At 49.3% G+C, this 22,440-nt stretch carries 20 protein-coding genes; 8 read left to right on the forward strand and 12 right to left on the reverse strand.

Features of this window, described 5'->3' with window-relative positions:
* Window positions 1-56: 56 nt before the first annotated feature.
* Window positions 57-686, reverse strand: coding sequence for a hypothetical protein (locus tag COW20_06090; protein PIW49371.1), 630 nt, complete (start codon window positions 684-686; stop codon window positions 57-59).
* A 247-nt stretch (window positions 687-933) separates the two neighbouring features.
* Here COW20_06090 and COW20_06095 point away from each other — a divergent pair, with 247 nt between their 5' ends.
* A complete protein-coding gene (locus tag COW20_06095) occupies window positions 934-1,617 on the forward strand; it encodes a hypothetical protein (protein PIW49372.1) in 684 nt (227 codons plus the stop codon).
* Window positions 1,618-1,622: 5 nt separating this feature from the next.
* A complete protein-coding gene (locus COW20_06100) occupies window positions 1,623-4,058 on the forward strand; it encodes a hypothetical protein (protein ID PIW49373.1) in 2,436 nt (811 codons plus the stop codon).
* On the opposite strand, the gene COW20_06105 is transcribed toward COW20_06100, so the two are convergent.
* Window positions 4,055-4,684 (reverse strand): hypothetical protein, encoded by a 630-nt coding sequence (locus tag COW20_06105; protein PIW49374.1) that lies wholly within the window; start codon window positions 4,682-4,684, stop codon window positions 4,055-4,057. The genes COW20_06100 and COW20_06105 overlap by 4 nt on opposite strands.
* Window positions 4,685-4,687: 3 nt before the next feature.
* Window positions 4,688-5,074 carry a hypothetical protein gene (locus COW20_06110; protein ID PIW49375.1) on the reverse strand — a complete coding sequence of 129 codons (387 nt, stop codon included), beginning with the start codon at window positions 5,072-5,074 and terminating at the stop codon, window positions 4,688-4,690.
* Between the two features lie 222 nt (window positions 5,075-5,296).
* On the opposite strand from COW20_06110, the gene COW20_06115 reads away from it, so the two are divergent.
* The 3 genes from COW20_06115 (at window position 5,297) to COW20_06125 (ending at window position 8,774) form a co-directional block, all read left to right on the forward strand.
* Window positions 5,297-6,541: an aluminum resistance family protein gene (locus COW20_06115; protein PIW49376.1), complete on the forward strand. Its 1,245-nt coding sequence runs from the start codon at window positions 5,297-5,299 to the stop codon at window positions 6,539-6,541.
* Between the two features lie 85 nt (window positions 6,542-6,626).
* A complete protein-coding gene (locus COW20_06120) occupies window positions 6,627-8,579 on the forward strand; it encodes a hypothetical protein (GenBank protein ID PIW49377.1) in 1,953 nt (650 codons plus the stop codon).
* A gap of 3 nt (window positions 8,580-8,582) precedes the next feature.
* On the forward strand, window positions 8,583-8,774 hold the full coding sequence (locus tag COW20_06125; GenBank protein PIW49378.1) for a hypothetical protein: 192 nt from the start codon (window positions 8,583-8,585) through the stop codon (window positions 8,772-8,774).
* Window positions 8,775-8,858: 84 nt separating this feature from the next.
* Here COW20_06125 and COW20_06130 read toward each other — a convergent pair whose 3' ends face one another.
* Window positions 8,859-9,479, reverse strand: a complete 621-nt coding sequence (locus tag COW20_06130) for an ATP-dependent Clp protease proteolytic subunit (GenBank protein ID PIW49379.1) — start codon at window positions 9,477-9,479, stop codon at window positions 8,859-8,861.
* A gap of 189 nt (window positions 9,480-9,668) precedes the next feature.
* Between COW20_06130 and COW20_06135 the strand changes: the two genes are divergently transcribed.
* Both COW20_06135 and COW20_06140 read left to right on the forward strand, forming a co-directional pair.
* Window positions 9,669-10,601 (forward strand): hypothetical protein, encoded by a 933-nt coding sequence (locus tag COW20_06135; protein ID PIW49380.1) that lies wholly within the window; start codon window positions 9,669-9,671, stop codon window positions 10,599-10,601.
* 62 nt (window positions 10,602-10,663) lie between these two features.
* Window positions 10,664-11,227, forward strand: a complete 564-nt coding sequence (locus tag COW20_06140) for a hypothetical protein (GenBank protein PIW49381.1) — start codon at window positions 10,664-10,666, stop codon at window positions 11,225-11,227.
* A gap of 112 nt (window positions 11,228-11,339) precedes the next feature.
* Here the strand turns inward: COW20_06140 and gap are convergent, their stop codons facing one another.
* On the reverse strand, window positions 11,340-12,344 hold the full coding sequence (gap, locus tag COW20_06145) for a type I glyceraldehyde-3-phosphate dehydrogenase (GenBank protein ID PIW49382.1): 1,005 nt from the start codon (window positions 12,342-12,344) through the stop codon (window positions 11,340-11,342).
* 691 nt (window positions 12,345-13,035) lie between these two features.
* Here gap and COW20_06150 point away from each other — a divergent pair.
* Entirely contained in the window at window positions 13,036-13,665 is a 630-nt protein-coding gene (locus COW20_06150; protein PIW49383.1) for a hypothetical protein, read from the forward strand.
* A gap of 85 nt (window positions 13,666-13,750) precedes the next feature.
* On the opposite strand, the gene COW20_06155 is transcribed toward COW20_06150, so the two are convergent.
* The 7 genes from COW20_06155 to COW20_06185 form a co-directional block, all read right to left on the reverse strand.
* On the reverse strand, window positions 13,751-14,335 hold the full coding sequence (locus COW20_06155; protein PIW49384.1) for a CoA pyrophosphatase: 585 nt from the start codon (window positions 14,333-14,335) through the stop codon (window positions 13,751-13,753).
* Window positions 14,325-15,998 carry a hypothetical protein gene (locus tag COW20_06160; protein ID PIW49385.1) on the reverse strand — a complete coding sequence of 558 codons (1,674 nt, stop codon included), beginning with the start codon at window positions 15,996-15,998 and terminating at the stop codon, window positions 14,325-14,327. The genes COW20_06155 and COW20_06160 overlap by 11 nt, the downstream gene beginning before the upstream one ends.
* Window positions 15,995-16,984 (reverse strand): hypothetical protein, encoded by a 990-nt coding sequence (locus tag COW20_06165; GenBank protein ID PIW49386.1) that lies wholly within the window; start codon window positions 16,982-16,984, stop codon window positions 15,995-15,997. Before COW20_06165 ends, COW20_06160 begins: the two co-directional genes overlap by 4 nt.
* Window positions 16,827-19,256 (reverse strand): endopeptidase La, encoded by a 2,430-nt coding sequence (lon, locus tag COW20_06170; protein ID PIW49387.1) that lies wholly within the window; start codon window positions 19,254-19,256, stop codon window positions 16,827-16,829. Before lon ends, COW20_06165 begins: the two co-directional genes overlap by 158 nt.
* A gap of 11 nt (window positions 19,257-19,267) precedes the next feature.
* Complete coding sequence (locus tag COW20_06175) at window positions 19,268-20,578, reverse strand: ATP-dependent Clp protease ATP-binding subunit ClpX (protein PIW49388.1); 1,311 nt, start codon at window positions 20,576-20,578, stop codon at window positions 19,268-19,270.
* An 11-nt stretch (window positions 20,579-20,589) separates the two neighbouring features.
* Window positions 20,590-21,249, reverse strand: a complete 660-nt coding sequence (gene clpP / locus COW20_06180; GenBank protein ID PIW49399.1) for an ATP-dependent Clp endopeptidase, proteolytic subunit ClpP — start codon at window positions 21,247-21,249, stop codon at window positions 20,590-20,592.
* Window positions 21,250-21,400: 151 nt separating this feature from the next.
* The gene (locus tag COW20_06185) at window positions 21,401-22,369 is read right to left on the reverse strand and encodes an esterase (GenBank protein ID PIW49389.1); all 969 of its coding nucleotides are present in this window, start codon (window positions 22,367-22,369) and stop codon (window positions 21,401-21,403) included.
* Between the last annotated feature and the right edge of the window lie 71 nt (window positions 22,370-22,440).

Here is a 22,440-nt window from a genome sequence, read left to right on the forward strand (position 1 = left end):
AAACAAGAGCCACTAAAATTTAATTTTAGTGGCTCTTGTTGAGGAAATCTAAAAAACTAGAGGACACCACCCGGACGAACCCAGTTGTAGAGAAAATCAGGAACAGCATCGCCTTTGGTTTGGTCAATTTTTTGCATTGCTTTGTGAAGCATCCAGCGAGCGTCTGAATTATCTTGACCCTCCATTTTGCTGATACCTGAATATGCTGAGGTTATCATAGCGGTTAAGGGGCCATAGGCATTGGTTACGCTGCTCTTATCCCATGCTTCGAGCCCTTTGCGGGCCAGGGCTGAGATCACGCGATCAGCATCAGCAGGTGAGCGTTGGTAAATTTTTGTCAGAGCTTGAATCCCGTCTGCACCTTGCGTGGCAAGCCGATCCAATTCTGCTGTGGGGGTTTGTGTTTCTTGTAAGAGTGCGCGGGCTTTGCCTGATGTGGTTCCAAATACAACGCTGTTTGCGGGTGAGTCAGCCGATTGGATATTGATGGCCCGAATTTTACTCTGTGTCAATTCAGAGAGTAAATCCTGTTCTGCATTATCAATTTTGCCATCTTTATTGATCGCGGTTTGCAGTTCCTTGGCATTGGCTTCAGTTAAAGCACCAGGATTTGTCTTTTTAATATTCTGCAGGGTTTGAAAGACGTCTTTATTGAGGCCTGTGACGCGTCCATCGATTCCAGCCATGTTGATTGGGTTCCTTTCGTGTGTCAGCAAATCTTCTTAACTTTCTTATACCCTTTTCTTGATAAAAACATGCAGGGTCAGGGAGTAAATTCTTTCTTTTTTTCATGTGGGTATTGGCTTGCGTGTCTGCTTTTGTTCCTTCTTTTCAATATCCCCCTGTATTTGTAAGAATCACTCAGTTCTGGCAAAATAGGGCTGGGTTCTCTCTAAGTTCTTCCGCTGTAAATCCCAAAGGAATAAGCACTTCATGAAAGCTGAAATTCATTGTCTTTATTGGGACAATACGGATCCCCGCATGGTGGAAGCCCATCAACGTGTGATGCGGCAGTTTGAAATTCCTGTGAATTATTTTTCTGAAAACCTGCCCCATGGATTTTGGATGAATGAAATACTGCGCCTGTCTGAAGCGGATGTGATTGGATTTTTGGATATTGATTGCGTCCCCCTTCACAAAGGCATCATTTTTCAGTTGATGAATTTTGCGCATCAGTATCAAAGCTTTGTGGGGCCGGCTCAGGTTTCGAACCATCTTGCACAAGTCCCCCATGTTTTTGCGGCTCCTTCCTGCCTGTTTCTTTCTAAAAAAGCCTATGAACAGTTAGGCCGACCCTCTTTGATTGAGAATGAACGCGCCGATGTGGCTGAAGAGCTCTCTTTCCAGGCTGAAGCGCAGGGACTGCGCTACCGGGCCATGTATCCCACCCGTTTTGAACATGCGCCTGAAAATGAGTTGTGGGCGCTTGGCAATTATGGGATTTACGGGATTGGCACGCTCTATGATGATCAGCTCTATCACCTGTTTCAGGCCCGTTTCAGTCAGCATCTTGCATTGTTTCTGACGCGTTGTGAACAGATACTTGAGGGCCGTTTTGATTTCTCCCAGATGATCAATGCCCGCAGTTTCAAGTATCCTGAAGTGATGAATAAATGAGGTAAATGAATTTGAAATCTTTGGCTCTGCTTTTGTCTGCCCTCTTAGTCGGGACACTGGCTACACCGGTCTCTGCGCAAACGCCTTTGACCCCTGCTGTGCAGGATATCAGCCCCTCGCAAAGTACGTTTGAAGAAGTGCGTTTGCTGCAAGAAAGGATTTTAAAGCGTTGGCAGGAAGTTCAGGAAGCCGGATTGCCCCAGGCTTCTGACCCAGAAATTAAGCGCCTTTTACAGGTAACAGGCAAAGCGCTGCAGGAATGGCAGGATCACCAGGCTGAAGGGGCTACCGGGCGTTTTTCCCAAACGGCCCAAGACCTGTTTGAATTGCAGGTGCGTCTGATGCCCAGCCGCAGTGTGGAAATGCGGGGGGCACTGGTGAATATGGATTTGATCCCCCCTGAACCTGAAGGCATTCGTGCCCGAATTCGTCAGCTGAAAGAGGCGGGTTTTAATACCCTCTTCCCCGAGGTTTTCAGGCGGGGGTTTGCCCTTTATCCCAACCGTCTGACCGAGCAGGAGCTTCAGTATGCCCGCAAGGGGGCAGATCCGCTGCGTCAATTTGTGCAAATTGCGCATGAGGAGGGGCTCTTGGTTTTGCCCTGGATTTGGGCCTTTCGCATTCTTTCCCCTGATTTAGCCACCCGCAATCCGATTTTGGAACACTTGCCTGCTTTGCGGGCTGAACCGCTTGATGGCAAAGGCTATACCAGTTCAGATGAAAATGTTGAAAATGAAACCCGCGCTTTTATTTCGCCTGCTGCTGAAGAATGGCGTCAGCTTTTGATTGGCACGCTGGCCGATTTATCGGCCCGTTATCCGATTGAAGGCTATTTGCTGGATTATATCCGCTACGGCAATAACCAGACCGAAGATCAGCTCAGCCAGACCCGTTTTCAATTGGACTATTTTCGCAAGGTAGGCCAGTTTCCCCCTGCCCGGATTGACCCGCTCGGCCCCCTGCAGGAAGACTGGCACCTTTGGCGCGAGGAACAGGTCAATCGCCTGGTCAAGGATCTGCGTTTGCAAATGGCAGGCTTCAATCCCGCTTTGGCTTTGGGGGCTGCAGTCTTTCGCAATGAGGTCAATGCCCGCAATACCAAAATGCAGAATTGGCGGCATTGGAGCAACAATAACTGGCTCGATTTTGTCGCGCCGATGATGTATGCCCGCACGATTGAAGAACTTGATCTCTGGCTGGATTGGGAGACCCAAGGGGGACGTGCTGATTTGCTCTACCCTATTTTGGGGGCGCATCAAACCCAGCGCAAAGCCTCTGAAATTTTCAATCAATTGGGCTTACTCCAGGCCCGGCATATTCCGGGCGTGAATATCTTTGCCGTTCGCAATCTCAGTCCCGAAACCCTGCGCTTGCTGAAAGCTGGCCCTTTTCGTGTACCCGCCAGGGTGCCGCATACCAATTTGCCAGGTGCGATTCAGGCCCAACTGAAGGATTTGCGGGCCTGGCTGATGCTGCCGGGAGATGCTGAAAAAGGGCTTGCACCCGTGCCCCGTCACCCTGGTTTGCAGGGCATGGTTTACCAATTGGCTGCCATGATTCAGACTTTGGAAGGCGCAAGTTTTCGCAATGGCAAGGTCAATGCCGCTCAAATTACGGGCTGGATGCTGCAATTGCAGACCGAACTTCAGAATCAGAGGGCCTTGCCTGCAGGTTTAAGCAAAGAAATTCAGTTTCGCTTGGGCTATGCCCAGGCTTTGGCCCAAGTCTTTGCTGCGCATGAGCCTGGCAGTTTCAGTTACCGTCCTCCAACTTCACCCCCAAGTGTGATTTTGCCCGAAGCACGGGCTTTGCCTCAGCTTGAAATCCCTGAAATGAGTGTGGCACCTGAGCTGAATGGCCTGCTGGATGATGTCGCTTGGAATCAGGCCGTGCTTTTGCCCCAGCCCTTTTGGAACAATGGGGCCGCACGCAGCCAGGCCCGCACAGATATTAAGCTGGGGTATGACGCCCAAAATCTCTATCTGGCTTTTAGCAATCAGGAACCGCGTATGGATCGCCTGCGCAGCACAATTCGGGTTGATGGTTCTGAGCGGGTGGTGAGCGAAGACGATACGGTTGAAGTTTTTCTCAGCACAGGGCCAGATCCAAAAAAATATGCCTATTTTGTGGCCAACCCGATCAATACCCGTTACCAGAAGACCAGTTGGGATCCCCAATGGAAGGGGGCCTGGCAGAGTGCTGCCCGTCGGGGTGAGCAGGGGTGGTTTCTTGAAATGGCGATTCCCTGGCTCAGTTTGGGCTCTCAAAGCCCGCCGGTGGGCAATCTGCGCTATGGCAATTTTTGCCGTCGCCGTCCTCAGGAAATCGTGCCCTATGCCTGTTGGTCGTTTACCTTTGGCGGGGTACATCGCCCGGATCGCTTTGGCAGCTTGAAACTCAAGCCTTTGCCCGTTCCCAGCCCTTCTCCTTCCGCGAATTAGCCGCGGGAATACCAGGCCTTGGCTCTGATTCGACTGATCAGGCTCTCCGAGATCTGCAAATCTGGGTCGAGTACGCGGGCATTGTTTAAGGCATAGAGTGCTCTGCGGTATTGGCCCCGAGCGGCCAAACGCATGCCCTGAGAATAGTAAAAACTGGCGGCATTTTTACGTGAGGCTTCGGGCACTCCCTTGTTATTTTGAGGTTCTGGATCCTCTTCTTCAACCAAGCCGCCATCATAGGCGTTGAAGTGTTCTTCTTCCTGTTCCTGATACTGTTGGTAAACCTTTTTCAGGGTTTCACCAAAACTGCTTTTGGGGGGGGCCTTCTTTTGCACAGGTACTTGGTAGACCACGGCATCAAACCAAGCCTGTTGTACCAGATCCTGTTGGCGATCATAGGCTTCACGCAGTTGAGGGTCGAGCAGCGTGTCTTTGGCGTGACTCAGTTCTTTGAAACGCAAATCTGCACCTTCACGGTCTTCTGAACCCAGTGGGAAGCGATCAGGATGGCATTCCTTGGCGCGCAAACGAAAGGCTTTGCGAATATCTTCTTCTGTGGCCATGCGGGTGATGCCCAGCAAGGCGTAAAAATCCTGTTCCTGCCAGGAAAGAAATTCTGAACTCATTGGCTATTCGCCCTGCATTTGCACGGTGATTTGGTGCCAGCGTTCGCCTTGACCAAAATCTACCAGTACAATCTGTTGCCAGGTATCCAAGTGCATTTGGCCACGGCTGAAGGGTACCGTCAGACTGGTTCCAATCAAAGCGGTTTTGAGTTGCGTCTCCGCAGGCTCACTGCCAAAAATTTGCAGTTTTTGCCAAATCTGTTCCTGGTTTGACGTTTTGCCCCCTTCGCAGGTCACGGTGGTCAATGCCACGGTATTGCCAGGAATAAAAACCGTCACAATGCCTTCTGCCAGACGGCTGTTGCGCAATAAGCGTTCGACTTGACCTGAAATATCTATCAGCGTCAATTTTCCATCTGTTTTGATTTCAAAAACACGTGTAATGACCATGGTGCTTTTATTATACGCGGGAATTCAGATTTGAAGCGAATTCTATTTTTTGAGTTTTAGGTTTGTTTTTGATGCTTTTGGGTGTTTTTGCGAATATTTTTAAGGGTTTTGATCTTGGCGAGAGCGCATGCACAGGTCCTGTTTTGAAGGGGCTATCCTCTGTCCAGGGTCTTCTATTTTCAGGCAAACTGCATAGAGAGCATCTTGAAAAGGAAATTGAACATGTCAGAATTCTGGACCCGTCACCTAGAAACCCTTTCCCAGTTAGAACGCGAATTGGCCTCTGTTTTTCAGGGTATTGAAGAAAGGGCTTTTATCAACCAGGCCCGGGTCTTACAGGCATTTCAGGATCACCGCATCGGCGAGCATCATTTACAGGGGTCCTATGGCTATGGGCATGATGATTTGGGGCGTGAAGCGCTGGAAGCTGTTTTCGCACAGGCTTTGGGCGGGGAAGCCGCCTTGGTGCGACCCCATCTGGCCTCAGGAACCCACGCGATTGCCTCTGCGCTTTTTGGCTGTTTGCGGCCCGGTCAGGAACTGCTTTTTGTGACCGGTCACCCCTACGATACCCTTGAAGAAGTGGTGGGGGTGCGCGGTGAAGGCAATCCCGGCAGCTTAATGGATTGGGGCGTCAAGTACCGCGAAGTGGATATCCGTGATTTTGCCAGCCCAGCCGAAGCCCCTTGGGAAGAATGGCTGCGGCCTGAAACCACAGTGGTTCAGATTCAGCGTTCCCGTGGCTATAATTGGCGTTCGTCGATCCCGATTGCTCAGATTGCTGAAATTGTCAAAGCCGTTAAAGCCTGTCGGCCTGACATGATTGTTTTTGTTGACAATTGCTATGGAGAATTTGTTGAAGAACGCGAACCCTGCCATGTGGGAGCAGATTTGATCGCGGGTTCCCTGATCAAAAATCCGGGGGGCGGCTTGGTGCCCTGTGGGGGCTATGTCTGTGGGCGGGAAGATTTGATTGAAAAGGTGGCCTGTCGGGTTTTTGCGCCGGGGATGGGGCGTGAACTGGGGGCTACGCTGGGTTTTAATCGTTTGGCTTTTCAAGGCTTTTTTCTGGCTCCCCATGTGGTTTCTCAAAGTTTAAAAGGCGCTGTGCTGACCGCACATGCCCTGGCCAAAGCGGGCATTCAGGTCTCTCCCGCCGCAGATGAACCCCGTACAGATATTATTCAGGCCCTGCGTTTTGAAGAACGGGACAAACTGGTGGCTTTCTGCCGTGCGATTCAACAGGCCTGTCCGATTGATGCCTATGTAACTCCCGAGCCAGCAGCCTCACCAGGATATGGCGATGAAGTGATCATGGCAGCGGGTACGTTTGCAGAAGGTTCAACGATTGAGTTGAGCGCCGATGGTCCCCTGCGTCCTCCCTATGTGGGCTATTTGCAAGGAGGCTTGGCCTACGCGCATAATAAGCTTGCTTTGGCCAGTCTGCTCAATCATTTTGGGGGCTGAAGCCTGCGCTGTAACTCTGGGCACAGATGTTTAGAAATGGGTTTGCGTATAATGAACCCACACGAATAACTGTCCTGGATAGCGCATGTTTGATATATCTCCCGAACCTGAGCAGGATTTAACCAGCCTGTTCACAAGAAATACAATTCAACGCAAAACCGAGAAGAAAGAAAAACCTGCCAATGCAGCCATTCAACTTCCGGGGCAGCCGGGTGTTTCACCTGCTGTTAAGCAGTTTATGAAAGCCCGGTCTGAAATTAACCTGGGTTTGAAAAATATCTATGAGCGCCGTCAGACGCCGCTTGAGGAGCGTCGTGATGCTGAACCCATGCCTGAGCGTGAGCCTGGAGATGACAATCTCTTGAGCTTCAGTCAGTTGTTTGAGCGCAATAAGGTTTTGCCCCGTACCGCCAGTGGCAAGCCCAAGCGCCCTCTTTTGCCGCTTGACTCTGAGGAGAAATCCACTCCTTTCAGTATTTTGCCCCCCGAAAAAAACACGGGCGCTGAAAATCAAGGGGAACAATGGGTCAATCCCCGTCCTGACAATCCGCAGGATTTGAGTTTCAATGACCTGTATTACAAATACCGCAAACTGCAGCTTCACTATTCGGTCTGTCAGATTTTGCTCAAGGTCGGGTTGGCGCTGAATGCCCAGCTTCAGGAAATTTGTAATCTGATCGTTGAAAAATTTAGCTTGTGGCAATGTCATATTTTTCTGATTGAAGAGGGCAAAGAAGAGAGCTTATCCTGTGCTGCCAGCGTGAGCAAAAAGCATATGGAATTTTTGCAGCACAGCCCTTCCTGGGCTGTGAAAGTGGGCAGCCAGAGTCAATTGGGACAGGTGATGTCGGAGCGCCGGGATATTCTCACGGGTCATGAAATGTACAATCGCTATTCTCTGCCGATTTCACATCAGCAGGAAATGATGGGGATTATCGATATCTACCATGCGCCCTCGCATTTGCTGACGGTTGAAGAGCAGGTCACGCTGAAAACAGTGGCTGCACAGCTTTCTTCCTATCTTGAAGAATATCGCAAACATGAGCGGGCGCAGCAAATGGCGATTACCGATGGCTTGACCCATCTCTACAATCACCGTTATTTTCAACAGCGCTTTGAAGAAGAATTGCGTTTGGCTCACCAAAAAGATCAGTGGATTTCTCTGATTCTGGTGGATATCGATTTCTTTAAGCAAATCAATGATGTGCATGGCCATTTGCAGGGCGACAAGGTTTTGCAGCAGGTGGCAGCGGTTATTCGTAAAACCTTACGTACTGGCGATATTGCCGCCCGTTATGGGGGCGAAGAGTTTGCTGTGCTCTTGCTCAATACCCCGCTCGAAATTGCCGAACAGGTGGCCGCTCGCCTGCGTGAAAGCATTGAAAGCGAAGAAATTAAGGGCAGTTTTGAATCTCCGCTGAAAGTGACCGCCAGTTTGGGCGTGGGGGGTGTTTTGGCTCCTGAACTTGGGCAAAGAGAACAAATTATCGCAGCGGCCGATGAAGTTCTTTATGTGGCCAAAGAAAATGGCCGAAACCAAGTACGTGTGGCCCCTGCCTTGGTTTCTCGCGAAAAAGAAAAACCTGCGCCTGTTTTGGCTGAAAGCCCCAATTTCAGGTGGCTGGAATTTTTCCGCAAGCAGGAAGAATTGATCAAGCAGGAATGGGAAACCCAAACCAAGAATTATGCAGTGCCCGAAGTGACCAATGCAGTTTGGCGGATGAAGCCTGTGCTGTCTGAAGTCTTAACAGCCCTTTCTGATCTCTTGGACAAGCGGGTCAGCCCTGAAGAGTTTAAACAGCGCGAACTTTTGCCAGCCCGCTTAACGCGTGAAATTCAAGAAGGGTCCGCTGAGTTTTCGCTGATCAGCTTTGAGATGGCGGTGATTCTTTTGCAGGAAGCCCTGAAACATGCCGTGAGCATGGCACATTTCTCTACAGCGGAAAGCCATGAGGTGAGCGCTGTGATTGACCAGTTGGCAGATCGTCTCAATGCCTCGTTATTGCAGCTCTTTCGCCAACCCCCAGCCAGGAGTTAGCACGTGGCTTGGATACTTTTGCTGGTGGCCGCCGTCTTTGGCTATATTTCGCTGAGCATGTTTGTGGCGGGTTTTAAAGAACAGGATGAAGCTGAACGCATGAAACTGATGCGTTCAGGATTTGGCACCCTTACCCTGTGTTTGATGGGAATTGTTTTTGCCTGGTATTCTCTGATGGGTGGTACTGCTCCCTGAGTGGGGCAGATGAAAACCTTTATGCACAAAAGAGGCCACTTTTTGAGTGGCCTCTTTAATTTAAGGCGATGCGCTCAGGAATCTTTATAAATCGATTTTATCGAGTAAGCCGTCGACGATACCGTATTCCAGGGATTCTTTGGCATCCATCCAATAATCGCGATCAAAATCCTTCATGATTTTTTCAAAGGGTTGATCGCAATTTTCAGCCAAAATACGTGCACCCATTTCTTTGGTTTTCACGATTTCTTTGGCATGAATGGCGATATCTGCTGCTGCCCCTTGAATCAGGCCACCGATACTGGGTTGGTGAATCATGACGCGTCCACTGGGATAGATAAAGCGACGGCCTTTGGCTCCTACAGAAAGCAGGATGGAGCCCATTGAAGCGGCTAAACCCATACACACAGTAGAGACGGGGGAGGTGATCATCTTGATGGTGTCATAAATGACCATGCCAGAGGTTACAACGCCTCCAGGACTGTTGATATAGAGGGTAATTTCCTCGCCAGGCTTTTCGGCTTCCAGATACATCAAGCGGTTGACGACATCACGGGCCGAGGCATCCATGACGGGACCCCAGAGAAAAACTTTGCGTTTTTCCAGAAATTTTTTCTGAAACAGACGCGCTTCGGAAAGATTTTCAAGTAAATCTTTCACTGGGCTTTTTTCATCATCTTCATCATCTTCTTCAAATCGAATCATCAAAGCAATCCATCCTTGTCTGAGGACTTTTGAAGTTCAGTCTAACATACCCTTTGACTTGCGGGCATATTTTGAAGGGCTTGATTCTCTTGAAACTTTTGTGAATTCTGAACGGTTCAAGATTTCAACCCTCCTCATTGAGGCTGAGATCAGGTAAAATAAGGTTTTATAAAGGGCTAATGAAGTGGCATGAGTAAAATTGATCTGGATGTGATTTTAGCAGAAACGGATTTATTCCGCATTCTTGGGCTGGATTTTGATGCCTCCCCAGATGATATCCGTTCGGCGTATAAAAAACTCGCCAAACAGGCTCATCCCGATATGTTTACCGACGCGCATTTGAAAACAAAGGCTGAAAAAGCCTTTATCTCGATTAGCGATGCTTTCAATACCCTCCGCGACCCTTTTAAGCGCAAAGATTATGAACGCACGCTTGATCGGGTACGTCAGGCGGAAGCCGACGCTGCAAAAGCTGCCGCAAAAGCTGCTGAATCTGCAAAGGCTGCCCATTCATCCACTGCGCCCCCTGCCAGCGCTGAAACTCCCAAAGCGCAGCCCTCTCCCGCTGCTGCAGAATCTGCAGCAAAGGCCCGGCAAGCCCGCCAAGAACAGGCCGATTTGCATTTCCAAAATGGCAAGGAATATGAAAAACGCAATGAATTGGATGAAGCCATTCGTGAATTCCAAGAAGCGATTCGGCTTTCTAACGATGTTGCCAAATATCACAGTCAATTGGGTTTGGCACTGCAGAAAAAAAATTGGGGGGGCTATGCCCAGGCAGAGTTTAAAGTGGCTCTCCATTTTGATCCTACCGATAAATTGGCGCTTAAGCATTACCAACCCAGTGCAGGTTTGACGATCCCACGCAGTTCACTCGGTTTTAAACTGCTGAACATGTTCAAATCGCCCGGTCAAAGCAATCGGATTGGCGATATTTTGATCAAACAGGGACACCTCAACAAAGACCAACTCCAGAGTGCTTTGAAAAAACAAAGTGACGAGAAGTTGATGTTGGGCGAAATTTTGATTCGGATGAAGTATATTAAGCCTGAACATTTGGCCCAAGCCTTGATTCAACAGGCCGAGTCGCTGGCCAAAGACGCCGCTGAAAATTCCAAATAAGCGAATTTTTGAAAAGGGATTTGCTCTCAGTTTCTAAGCTAAAACTGTTATGATAGAAAAAAATGAAGTTCTTCGGGGGCACACCCATGAAAAAAAATCCTTTGATTGCATCGTTGCTTGTTTTTGGACTTTTGGCTGCAGGGGGAACTGCTTTGACGCTTCTACCTCAAATCGCCCAGGAGTCAGCGCCAGCTTATGCCAAGGGAGAGGTCTCCTGGCGAGTATATGATAAGGGCTTAAAAGAGGCCAAAAAAACAGGTAAACCTGTCTTTGTACAATTCTTCGCGACCTGGTGTGGTTATTGTCGCAAAATGGATAAGGAAACCTTTACCAATTCAGCTGTTCAGAAAGAACTTTCAAAATTTGTACCTGTACGTGTCACTGAAAGCTCTGAAAATAAGGTTGCCCACGAAGGCCAATTGGTGACTGAAAAAGAATTGACCTCTATTCATGGGGTCCAGGGCTTTCCCACCTTGGTTTTCATGGAATCCAATGGCAAAGTGATTGGCAAAATTCCCGGCTATTTGGGGCCCAAAGAGTTTTCAGGCATGCTGAAGTTTATTGAAACGGGTTCCTATAAAACCATGGACTATGAAAAATTCAGCAAAACCGTACTGAAAAGCTAACTGATAGCTGAATTGCCCTTGTGAGAAGAGTAAGCCTGTAAATCTGAAAAAAAGTTTTAGGCTCAAAAAAGAAGCCCCGCATATTCATGCGGGGCTTGTGCTTTTTCAGGGCTTAGAGGGATTTTGCCACGTAGTGAACAAGATCCACAACGCGGTTGGAGTAACCCCACTCATTGTCATACCAGGAAATGACCTTGACCATCCGTTTGTCGAGCACCATGGTCAGGGCTGAATCGACAATTGAAGAAATGGGACAGGTTTTATAATCCATGGAGACCAAGGGCTCATCAGAAACCTTCAGTACATTGGGATAGGTCTTGGCCGCGAAATCACGCAGAATCTGATTGACTTCTTCAGCGCTGGTGTCACGGTTGACTTCGCAGACCAAATCCACAACAGATACATCGGGCGTGGGAACGCGCATGGCCAAACCATTCAACTTGCCATTCAGCTCAGGAATTACCAGGCCAACCGCCTTGGCCGCACCTGTGGTGGTGGGAATAATTGACATCGCGGCGGCACGGGCCCGGCGCAGATCGTCATGGGGAAGATCCAGAATTTTTTGGTCATTGGTATAAGAGTGAACGGTGGTCATCAGGCCACGGGCGATTCCCAAAGCGTCATGCAAAGGTTTGGCAACGGGTGCCAGACAATTGGTGGTGCAGGAGGCATTGGAAATAATATGGTGGTTTTGGGGATCGTATTTTTCATGGTTGACACCCAATACGATTGTGATGTCTTCACCCTTGGCAGGAGCAGAAATGATGACTTTCTTTGCACCAGCTGTGCGATGGGCAGCAGCTTTTTCGGCTTTGGTAAACAAACCGGTAGATTCAATCACGATATCTACACCCATTTCGCCCCAGGGCAAAGCTGCAGGATCGCGCTGAGAAAGTACTTTGAGCGCTTTGCCATTGACGTAGATCGTATCGCCTTCGGCACGTACTTCGCCAGGGAATGTTCCATGAATAGAGTCATATTTCAGCAGATGGGCCAAGGTTTTTGAATCGGTCAAGTCGTTGACCGCTACAATTTCAATATCTTCCATTTCGCTGGCAGCACGGTAGACCTGACGTCCGATGCGGCCAAAGCCATTAATACCAACACGGGTAGCCATAATAATCTCTCTCCTTTTGGATAGGTTTCAGATTCAGGATAGCACAGCCCAAGTCGCTTAGGAGGACGGGAATTGAAGATCTTTTCTTTCTCTCAATTGCTTAAACGCAGAACTCAATCTTTGTCCTCATTTACTCCGAAGATAGACCCTATTCCGCTCAAGAAGCAGAGTGTCTGAAGTCTTTAAACGTGTTGCCGGTTTGGGGCTGAGACATTGGCTTTGCGCTTGAGAGCTGATTTGAAAGGAATTGCGTTCCTCTTTGAACTGAAGCTGGTTTGTTTTGAGCTAATGGGGCTCCGCATTGACAGGTGCTGTAAGTAAAAGCATCAAAAGATAGAAAATACGTGTTTTGTTCATTTTTCTTGGGGGCAGGAGGGTTCAATATTTGAGACTTATCAGGGTATAATAAACCTATCTGAAATGCTTGACCCGTCAAGAAAAGAAAGTATTTATTTTCAACCCAGGTCAAAGATTCGGAACTTTAAACACTTCTTAAACTGTTTTCGTCCAGATATTATTTTTGTGCTTGATGATTTGTTTGAAACCCAGTCTATTAAAGGGTTTGAGCTGTTTATCAAGATTTAATGGAAAAATAGAGGGTGTTTAAGAATATTTTCCCAGGTAACTGGGTATAACCTGTATGTAAGCAATTCAAACAGATCGCAAACGGAGGCTTCAAGCAATGGGAAATATGATGGTCAACGGTGTTAATGTAAACGCCCAGTATATTCGTGAACTTCAGGAAGGCGTTACGCAGAACCAGTTGGCAACAGCTATTGATGGTGATGGATTTGACTCTCTCGTTTATAAAGATCCTGAAAATGGCAAATTTTATATCGCCTATGGCGACAATATGGATTTCAGCAGCCTGCAGAACCGTGGCCCTGGCGACCGTACCCATGCCACGCTGAATGGCAAAGTGGTTGAAGTGAAATTGTTTGAAAATGAAGTAAATTCAGCCTCTGAAGGCGCAATGGAAGCGCTGAAACTGGGCAAGACCGTCGCGGTTGGCGCAGGCAAAATGGCCATGAACAATGGCGTTGAAATTGTCGGTGCAGGCATGACCTTGGGCATGTTCGCCCGTATGGGGGGTGCAAAAGTTGCCAGTACTGCCGGTCAAAGTTTTATGAGCAAAGTAGGCACCTGGGCTTTTGGCCCTGCCAAAGATCTGACCGTACAGGCCGGCAAGGGTTTTGGCAAAGCTGCTAAATGGGGTGCGATTGCTGTGGCTGGTGCTGCGGTTGTCGGTACTGCCGGTTATGCGATTTATGGTGCTGCTCGCAGCCAAGATGATAAAGGTATTAAATCCATCACAAAGTAAATTATTTCCCTTTCCTTGTTTGAAGCTTACACCCCCCAAATTTTTGGGGGGTTTTTCACTTTGTGAGTTTGTTTTTATGATTCACTCAAAGATTTTCAAGTAAATCACCGGTCAGATTTAAAAAGTCATAGAGCAGATGACCCGTGATGCCCCAAATGGTGAATTCGAGATAGTCAAAATAGTAGATTTGGTAGACTTTGCCGCCAAAACTTTTGGGTTGGGTGCGTTGATTTTTGCGGTCTAAGAGATGCTTTAAGGGCACTTCGATCAAGGTTGCAATTTCGCCCGGATTGATACGGTAGGGGTAGGCCTCTGGAAAAATGCCGACAAGGGGGTAGACCAGAAACTCAGTCAAGGTGGGCATGGCCTGCATTTGCCCCAAAATACGGATAGCTTCGGGTTCGATGCCCACTTCTTCCCAGGTTTCACGCAGGGCCGTTTCTTGAATTGAACGATCTGAGGCAGGGTCAAATTTTCCGCCTGGGAAAGAGATTTGGCCTTTGTGGTGGCTGACCTTATGGGTGCGTTGGGTCAAGAGAATATGCAATTCCCCCTTTTTAAAAAACAAGGGAAGCAAGACTGCTGCTGGGGTCAATGAAGGACCTGGCGCCGTCTCCCAACTGGGTTTGTGCTCTTTGAGGCGTGCTTGCAATTGTTTTTCAGGCAGCATGGTCTTCACTTTCTCTTTTCAGGAAATGATCAAAGCAATCGATCCAGTTTTTTCGATTTAACAAACTGGAGTTCTGAAGTTTTTCCCGCAGGAGCGTCCCTTCAGGAGGATGGGCGATCAGGTTTTCAGCCCGGGTTAAAAATTCGTCTTGACTTGTGCAGACCCATTCACGAAGTTCCAGGGTGTTTAATACCGCTGCAGCTGCATTTCTTTGCTCCCAGTTGGGGTGGTTGAGGGTGAGCAGCGGGCGACCCAGCCACAGAGCTTGACAACTGGCCTTGAGACTGTTTTGGGGAAAGGGGGCCAAAGCCAGATGTATCTGCTGATGAAAAAAGCGCAAGGGTTCCTGAGAGGTGCAAGCACCCCAGAAACGCAAACGGTAGCTTGAAATACCCCGGCGTTGGAAAACCTGCTCAATATATTGACGCATCAGGGGGTCATCAAAGGCCTGAGTAAACAGGCACAATCTTAGGTCTGGTAAGTGCAGCAGTAAATCTCCCCAATAGCTAAGGGTCTGGTTGGAAAGGTACCGCAAGGGGCCAGCATAACCTGCCACTGGGGCCCCTTGGGGGAAGGGCAGAACAGGCAGCTCAGGCAGGGAGTCTGTCCAAAGCAAAGGCAAACAGGAATTCTTGTCGCAAAGCTGATTGTGCGACAGTTTAAATCTCTTGATGGGCTTGATTTCAGGAATCCCGTTTTCAGCTTCGAGGCCCTTTAACCAGACCGTTTGCGGTGCATAGGGGGCCAATTGAAGGCTTTCGCTTAACTCGGGCCCGCATAAATCGAGAATACAATTGGGAGGCTGGGTTTGTAAAAAGGCAACGGGGTCAATCGCCTGCTGGGTCTGCTCAGTTCTCCAAACCAGGGGGGTGCCTGGCTGGGGGCTTTCTGCGTAAAGGACCTGAATCTCCCAACGCTGGCTTTTTTTGCATTCCTCTAAGAGGGGAGTGGGGGGGGCTTTTGACGCGGAGAGCAGAAAGAGCAGCTTGAGTAAAGCTTCTGAACGCTTTGGGGGGGAGGGGGGCTGATTCCATTCAGGCCATTGAATTTGTAGGCGTTGAGTCTCAAGGGTTTGATCTGAAACCTCAGATTGAGAGGCCAGCAAATCAAGATAACGGCTCCAGACCTCCAATTGAAGCGGAGGGGAATTCAATTGCTTGAAATAACGCTGAATCCAGCTCTGAAAGGGCTCGAAAAAACCACAGAGCCAAGCCGCCAGACTGAAAGCCCGCGCATCGACGGCTTGTTCAGGCAAAAGACCTTGCCCCTGTTCAAGACAGGCAAAGGCATGAAAGGGCAGGCCATGGCGCAAATAGATTTGACCCATTCTGAGCAGGGCGTGGGTGTGTTTTGGGTTGAGGGCCGTGGCTTGGCGCAAATGGGTAAGCGCTGGTTCGACTTCTTGGTGGGCGTAATAGGCCAGTCCCAAGCTGTAATGAACATCTGGATCCTCGGGGGCGATCTGAAGGGCTTGCAGACAAAGCTGAATCGCCAATTGAACTTGATTCTGACTGAGTTTCAGACTTGAAAGTAAAAGCAAGGCTCCTGGATGGGAGCTGCTTTGCAGCAGGGTTTGCAGCTCCTGTTCGGCTTCCTGGAATTTGCCTGCTTTTAAATTGTGCAGGGCCTTCTGGAGCTGTGCTTCAGTCTCTTCGGGTTTCATTCTGCCTTCCGGGCTTGAAATTTAGAGGGGCAGTTTAGATAAAAGAGTAAAGCACCGGCTGATGCTCCCGGTAATAAAATGAGCTGTAAGAAGGGGACCCATCCGATCAGGAGAAGTGGGATAGAAAAAAGACAGAAGGAAGCGAAGTTGTTTTTGAAAAACTGAAGCTTTTCCTGGAGCGGATAGCTTTTGCGGGCAAGAATCATATCCAGCAAATCCAAAGCCGTTAAAAGGGTGATCGGGATTAAAAAGAGCAAAGGCCCCACGATCGGAATCAGCAGGAGGGGGAGCACGAGCAGCAGAACCAGGGTTTTAAAACAAAGCAGGCGAAAAATTTCTTTTAGCATAAACGCCAGTGAAGGAGCGGGAGGAGGCGTTTTCTGGGGGCCCAGCAGATCTTCTTCAAACTGAAGCGCCAGGGCGTCTAAAAAAGGTATACAAATCAATGCTGAAACAGGGAGAAAGAGATAGAGAAAGAACAATGAGAGCGCAAGCCCTGTGAATAAAACCAGCATGCCTTGAAGCGCTTGAGTCCAAGCCGTTTGGGTGAAACTTTGCGTGAGCCAGAGGTTCAGATTTTGAAAAACAAAATTTAGCCCCAGATAGAGCAATAAAAGAAGCGCCAGGCTGCTGATTAGCAAAGGCCAGAGCGCGAGCTTCCGGAGATGCGGAGCAGTATAGACCTTAAACAATCCCAGGGGAATCCAGAGCAAACTCTTTAAAAAACGGGGCTGGGCTTGAAAAGATGAGTCTTGGCAACGCAAACAGGTTTCTGTTTCAATTGAAACGAGTGGGTTCCCACACTTGAAACAGCGCTGCACGCGGTGTCTAAACCTGTTTTCGGGAGCTGCTGCGTTTCGGGCTTGCCGTTTTCGGGGCGGGAAGAAGTGCTTGATCCAAGACTTCAGCCATCTCTTTGACCAGGGTAAATTCAATTTGTGAGCGAATTTCCTGGGGAATTTCTTCAAGTGCGTTTTCATTTTCATAGGGCACGAGCAGATGGGTAATGCCTTCCCGGAAGGCCGCCAGAGATTTTTCTTTTAAACCGCCAATTGCCAGGACTTTTCCACGCAGGGTCACTTCACCTGTCATGGCAATATCGGCGCGAACAGGACGTTGGGTTAAGGCTGAAATCAAAGCGGTACCCAAGGCGATTCCCGCAGAAGGGCCATCTTTGGGGATGGCGCCCTCAGGCACATGAACATGGATATCCTGATTTTGAAGGGCATTGCGTGTAATACCCAAAACTTCAGATTTTTGGCGTACATAGCCCAAGGCGATCTGCACAGATTCTTTCATGACATCGCCGAGCTGACCTGTCATGAGCAGTTTGCCTTTGCCAGGGCTGAGGGCGACTTCAATCGGCAGAATAGAACCCCCGACTTCTGTCCAGGCCAAACCACGAACCAAGCCAATTTCACTGTTTTTATCAGCTGCAGGTTCCGCAAACTTTGGCGGCCCCGCCAATTCTGTCAGCGTTTTTAAGCTTTGAATCCGATGCGGTACGGCTTCATTTTGTACTATCCGGCGGGCCAGACGGCGGTAGAGTGAGCCAATCCTGCGTTCCAATTCGCGCACTCCCGCTTCACGGGTATAGCGGCGGATCAGGCTGCGCAGGGCGCTTTGGGTGATTTGAATGCCCTGGGCTTTGAGGCCACTTTCTTCAAGTTGGCGGGGGATCAGATAATCCCGTGCAATCGCCAGTTTTTCTTCTTCGGTATAGCCGCTGAGCGAAACCACCTGCATGCGATCGAGCAGGGGTTTGGGGATCGTATGGCTGACATTGCCAGCACATAAAAACAAGATCGAGGAGAGGTCAAAGGGCAAGTCGAGGTAATGATCGCGAAAGGCTGAGTTTTGGGCAGGATCGAGAACTTCCAGCAAGGCTGATGCCGGGTCTCCGTGGTAATGCCGGGTGAGTTTATCGACCTCATCCAGCAGAATGACCAGATGAGAGGTGCCTGCGCGTTTAACAGCCTCGATCAAGCGACCGGGCATCGCCCCCACATAGGTGCGGCGGTGGCCCCGAATTTCGGCGTCATCACCTACACCGCCCAAGGCAATCCGTTCAAATTTTCGCCCAGTGGCATGGGCAATCGAGCGGCAGAGAGAAGTCTTTCCAACTCCGGGGGGGCCAATCAGGCAGAGCAGGGTATGGGGGGCTTTGCCTGAAAGTTTACGCACAGCGAGGTATTCGAGAATGCGATCTTTGACTTTTTCAAGCCCAAAATGTTCGCGATCGAGAATCCGGCTGGCCTTTTTGAGATCGACATCTGGGGCGGGTTCGGGTTCCCAGGGCAGGGCCAAAAGGGTGTCCAACCAGGTGCGAATCACGCCACTTTCAGCGGATGAACTGTGCATTTTGTCTAAGCGGGTCAGTTCTTTATTCGCTTTGTCCTGAACTTCACCGGCGGGTAGCAGGGCTATTTTTTCTTTGTATTCTTTGATTTCGGGATCATTTTCTTCGCCCAGCTCTTCACGGATCGCAGTCAGCTTTTCGCGCAGGAAAAACTCTTTTTGGTGTTTATCGATCGATTCGCGCACCCGGCTGTGAATCTGGTTTTCGAGACTTGCCAATTCTAAGGCTTTGCTGAGCAAGCGGCCAGAAGCTTCTAAGCGGGGAATGGGCAGAAGGGTTTCAAGAATGATCTGCTTATCAGCAACAGGGCTGTTGATATAGGCGGCGATCACATCGGCCAAAGCGCCGGGATCTTCAATCACCGGGACCTGCTCCATCGCCTCAGGGAACATTTGATGAGACAATTGCATATAATGCTCAAATTGTTTCATCATCAAACGGGTCAAGACTTCCTGATCGGGTTTGAGTTTCAAGGTGGGTTCTTCGATGGCTTCAAAACGCCCCAGCAAATAGGGGGTCTTTTTTTGAAAGCGCAAAAGCTTTAAGCGGGAACGACATTCCACCATAATCCGGGTACTGCCATCGGGAAGGCGGAGGGTTTGCAGAATTTGGGCCAGAATACCAATCTCAGGCAAGTCTGCTGGGCTGGGATAGGCATGCTTTTCTTTTTTTTGCGTAAAAAGGGCAATCTGGCTGTTTTTTGCAATCGCGTCATCCAAGGCTTGAATTGAGGGTTGGCGGGCAATAAACAGGGGCAGAATCATGCGCGGAAAGACCACCATCTCTTTGAGGGGGACAATCGGCAAAGTCAATTGTTCAGTCCCGGCCTTGCGGCGAGGAGCGGAAGGGGGCTTTGTTTTTTTCTCCGAGCTGGAAATGCTAGCTTCTGATTTTGGCATAGACCGGTGTTTCAGGCAATCTCATCCTGTTGAACCGGGGGCTTTTTCTTGTTTTCTGCCATCAGTTTGAAGATATTCCCGCCTTTGCCATGGTGCTCAAGCCATTCCTTGTCCACGTTGCATTTGGTTAGCTCTGCATGGGAGGGGGCTTCATACATCACATCGAGCATCAGCTCTTCAACAATGGCTCGCAGGGCACGTGCGCCTGTTTTGCGTTTATGGGCTTCTTCTACAATCGATTCAAGCGCTTCATCTGTGAAGGTCAGTTCAACCCCGTCCATGGCCATCAGCTTTTTGTATTGCTTGATGATCGCATTTTTGGGTTCAACCAGAATTTTTTGTAGGGCCGTTTTGTCGAGGGGCTCCAAGGTCGCCACAATCGGCACACGTCCGATGAATTCGGGAATCATGCCGTATTTGAGCAAATCTTCGGGCAGCATTTTATCGTAGAGTTCAGACATTTGGTCATCTTTGTTTTTCTTACTGACCACTTCAGCGCCAAAGCCGATATTTTTCTGGCCGACGCGTGCGCCAATCACCTTCTCGAGCCCAACAAAGGCGCCGCCCAAGACAAAGAGGATATTGGAAGTATCCAGTTGGATAAATTCCTGGTAGGGATGTTTGCGTCCTCCCTGGGGAGGCACATTGGCCAGAGAGCCTTCCATCATTTTCAGCAGCGCTTGCTGAACACCTTCGCCCGAGACATCGCGGGTAATCGAGGGGTTTTCTGATTTGCGGGCCACTTTGTCGATTTCGTCGATATAGATAATGCCACGTTCGGCTTTTTTGACATCAAAGTCTGAAGCCTGAAGCAGACGCAGCAGAATGTTTTCAACGTCTTCACCCACATAACCGGCTTCGGTCAGGCTGGTGGCATCGGCAATTGCAAAGGGCACGTTCAGAATCTTTGCCAGGGTCTGCGCCAGCAGGGTTTTGCCTGAACCCGTAGGGCCTACCAGCAGAATATTGGACTTCTGAATTTCAACATCATCGGTTTTCAGATTGCTGGCCAAACGTTTGTAGTGATTGTATACGGCGACAGAGAGGACTTTTTTGGCTTTCTCTTGGCCGACCACATACTGATCGAGAATTTTGCGAATGGCTTTGGGTTTGGGAATGTCCTTCAGGTCAATAAAAGGTGCTCCACCCTCACTGCGGGCAGATTCTTCCCCATCGTAGAGTTCTTCTTCGAGAATTTCATTACACAGATCAACGCATTCATTGCAGATATAGACGCCGGGAGCTGCAATTAGTTTGCGAACCTGATCCTGACTTTTACCGCAGAAAGAACACTTGGGTTGATTACCTTTATACTTTGCCATGGGAACTCACTTTATTTCTTTTTATCTGGGCTGGTTTCGGATTTCTCCTGACCTTCACGATCCTGTTCCATTTTCTCTGCGGCTTTGACAGCGGCAGATTCCAGAACCTGATCGACCAATCCATATTCCTTGGCAGCTTCAGCCGTCATATAAAAATCACGATCGGTGTCCCGTTCGATGATCTCAATGTCGCTCTTGCAATGGTGTGCCAACAGATAATTCAAACGTTTCTTCATGCGCAGAATTTCCTGGGCCTGAATTTCAATATCTGTGGCTTGGCCTTGAGCCCCTCCCAAGGGTTGGTGAATCATGATCCGTGAATTGGGCAAAGCCATGCGTTTGCCAGGTTCTCCACCGGCCAGAAGTACGGCACCCATGCTGGCACATTGTCCGACACAGATCGTAACGACCGGTGATTGGATATGTTGCATGGTATCGTAAATGGCCAGACCAGCGGTGACTGAACCACCAGGGCTGTTGATATAGAGTGAGATTTCTTTATCGGAATCTTCGGCATCAAGGAAGAGCAACTGAGCAACCACCAGATTGGCAATCTGATCGTTAATCGGGGTGCCCAAAAAGATAATCCGGGATTTCAGCAGGCGCGAAAATATATCGTAGGCCCGTTCACCGTGTCCGGTTTGTTCGACAACGGTAGGAACATACTGCATCCGTTCGGGAACGCGAAGAAGGTGTGTCATAGGTTGTATTTTCTCATCTTGAGCGTGGTGGTAGTTGAATCCAGTATAACCAAGAATACAGATGCTTGGCAACAAACTCCAAGCGCCAATTCCTTGATTTAAACGGCTTCAGAGCCTGTCCTTAGCGTGAAGTGCGGGTCGAAAGCGAAGCTGAGGCGGGTGAGCCATAAAAAAAACTTAAAGGGTGTGAAATCCGTGCTGCCCAAGCCTGTTCATTGTGTCCTGCATTGGGTTCAATATGAAAGGCCAGGTTGCGAAAATGCTCAAAGCCATTTTTTTCAAGGGCTTGAGCGAGATCACGGGCATCCTGAAGCATAATTTCAGGCGCTTGACCTTCACGGGTGCCCATATCCAGCCAGATTTTAAGCTTTTTTGAAAGTTTGGGAACCTCTTGCAAAAGGACGCGATCTTTCCACCAAATCGAAGGGGACATCATGCCAATTTTAGAAAAAACCTGGGGATAGTGCAGCCCCAGGTAAAAGGAAATCAGGCCCCCCAAGGAGGAACCCATTACGGCTGTATTTTCGCGTTGTGGGAGGGTGCGGTAGGTTTTATCGATCAGGGGTTTGAGTTCTTCGACGATAAATCTTGCGTAATTGGGGCCCTGTCCGCCCTGGATTTCTCCATCCAGATCCATGGCCTGCCAGGTATACTCATCGAGGCGATCGGGCGTATTGTAAATGCCAACGACAATGGCCGGTTCAATTTGGCCTGAGCGGATCATGCGCTCCATGTTTTCATCGACTTCCCATTCGCTGCCCCCAAAAGAGGTCTGACGGTCAAAGAGATTGTTGCCATCATGCATATACAGAACAGGGTAGCGGCGTGAAGGTTCTGCCGCATAACCGGGGGGAAGATAAACGAGAATATTCCGTGAGCGCTTTAAAAAACGTGAAGCAACCTGAGCATGCGTTTTAAACGTGCCTGTGAGCGTGTGGCCCTTGACTTGCAGGCGGGGCAGACTGCTAATAAGCAAGCGGGAAGCGGAACCAGGCAGCGCACTGACCAGCGTGTTTGGCACTGCCTGGCAGGCCACGAGTGCCAGCGTAAGCAGGGCAAGGAATTGTTTAAATAGGGGGCGAGAAGGCATTGATTTCCTCAGTATATTCCAGAATAGTTTCTGATTTGCATAATAGGCTTATCGCTTAATACTGTCAAATC

Source organism: bacterium (Candidatus Blackallbacteria) CG13_big_fil_rev_8_21_14_2_50_49_14, from assembly GCA_002783405.1.
Taxonomy (GTDB): domain Bacteria; phylum Cyanobacteriota; class Sericytochromatia; order UBA7694; family UBA7694.

What these genes read in the sequence shown, in the direction of transcription:
- COW20_06110 (PIW49375.1), bottom strand. Translation starts at nt 5,074, where the DNA reads ATGGTCATTACACGTGTTTTTGAAATCAAAACAGATGGAAAATTGACG.
- COW20_06140 (PIW49381.1), top strand. Translation starts at nt 10,664, where the DNA reads ATGAAGTTCTTCGGGGGCACACCCATGAAAAAAAATCCTTTGATTGCA.
- COW20_06160 (PIW49385.1), bottom strand. Translation starts at nt 15,998, where the DNA reads ATGAAACCCGAAGAGACTGAAGCACAGCTCCAGAAGGCCCTGCACAAT.
- COW20_06115 (PIW49376.1), top strand. Translation starts at nt 5,297, where the DNA reads ATGTCAGAATTCTGGACCCGTCACCTAGAAACCCTTTCCCAGTTAGAA.
- COW20_06135 (PIW49380.1), top strand. Translation starts at nt 9,669, where the DNA reads ATGAGTAAAATTGATCTGGATGTGATTTTAGCAGAAACGGATTTATTC.
- clpP (PIW49399.1), bottom strand. Translation starts at nt 21,249, where the DNA reads ATGCAGTATGTTCCTACCGTTGTCGAACAAACCGGACACGGTGAACGG.
- COW20_06175 (PIW49388.1), bottom strand. Translation starts at nt 20,578, where the DNA reads ATGGCAAAGTATAAAGGTAATCAACCCAAGTGTTCTTTCTGCGGTAAA.
- COW20_06155 (PIW49384.1), bottom strand. Translation starts at nt 14,335, where the DNA reads ATGCTGCCTGAAAAACAATTGCAAGCACGCCTCAAAGAGCACAAACCC.
- COW20_06165 (PIW49386.1), bottom strand. Translation starts at nt 16,984, where the DNA reads ATGAAAATGAAAACGCACTTGAAGAAATTCCCCAGGAAATTCGCTCAC.
- COW20_06150 (PIW49383.1), top strand. Translation starts at nt 13,036, where the DNA reads ATGATGGTCAACGGTGTTAATGTAAACGCCCAGTATATTCGTGAACTT.
- COW20_06120 (PIW49377.1), top strand. Translation starts at nt 6,627, where the DNA reads ATGTTTGATATATCTCCCGAACCTGAGCAGGATTTAACCAGCCTGTTC.
- COW20_06185 (PIW49389.1), bottom strand. Translation starts at nt 22,369, where the DNA reads ATGCCTTCTCGCCCCCTATTTAAACAATTCCTTGCCCTGCTTACGCTG.
- gap (PIW49382.1), bottom strand. Translation starts at nt 12,344, where the DNA reads ATGGCTACCCGTGTTGGTATTAATGGCTTTGGCCGCATCGGACGTCAG.
- COW20_06090 (PIW49371.1), bottom strand. Translation starts at nt 686, where the DNA reads ATGGCTGGAATCGATGGACGCGTCACAGGCCTCAATAAAGACGTCTTT.
- COW20_06100 (PIW49373.1), top strand. Translation starts at nt 1,623, where the DNA reads ATGAATTTGAAATCTTTGGCTCTGCTTTTGTCTGCCCTCTTAGTCGGG.
- COW20_06095 (PIW49372.1), top strand. Translation starts at nt 934, where the DNA reads ATGAAAGCTGAAATTCATTGTCTTTATTGGGACAATACGGATCCCCGC.
- lon (PIW49387.1), bottom strand. Translation starts at nt 19,256, where the DNA reads ATGCCAAAATCAGAAGCTAGCATTTCCAGCTCGGAGAAAAAAACAAAG.
- COW20_06130 (PIW49379.1), bottom strand. Translation starts at nt 9,479, where the DNA reads ATGATTCGATTTGAAGAAGATGATGAAGATGATGAAAAAAGCCCAGTG.
- COW20_06105 (PIW49374.1), bottom strand. Translation starts at nt 4,684, where the DNA reads ATGAGTTCAGAATTTCTTTCCTGGCAGGAACAGGATTTTTACGCCTTG.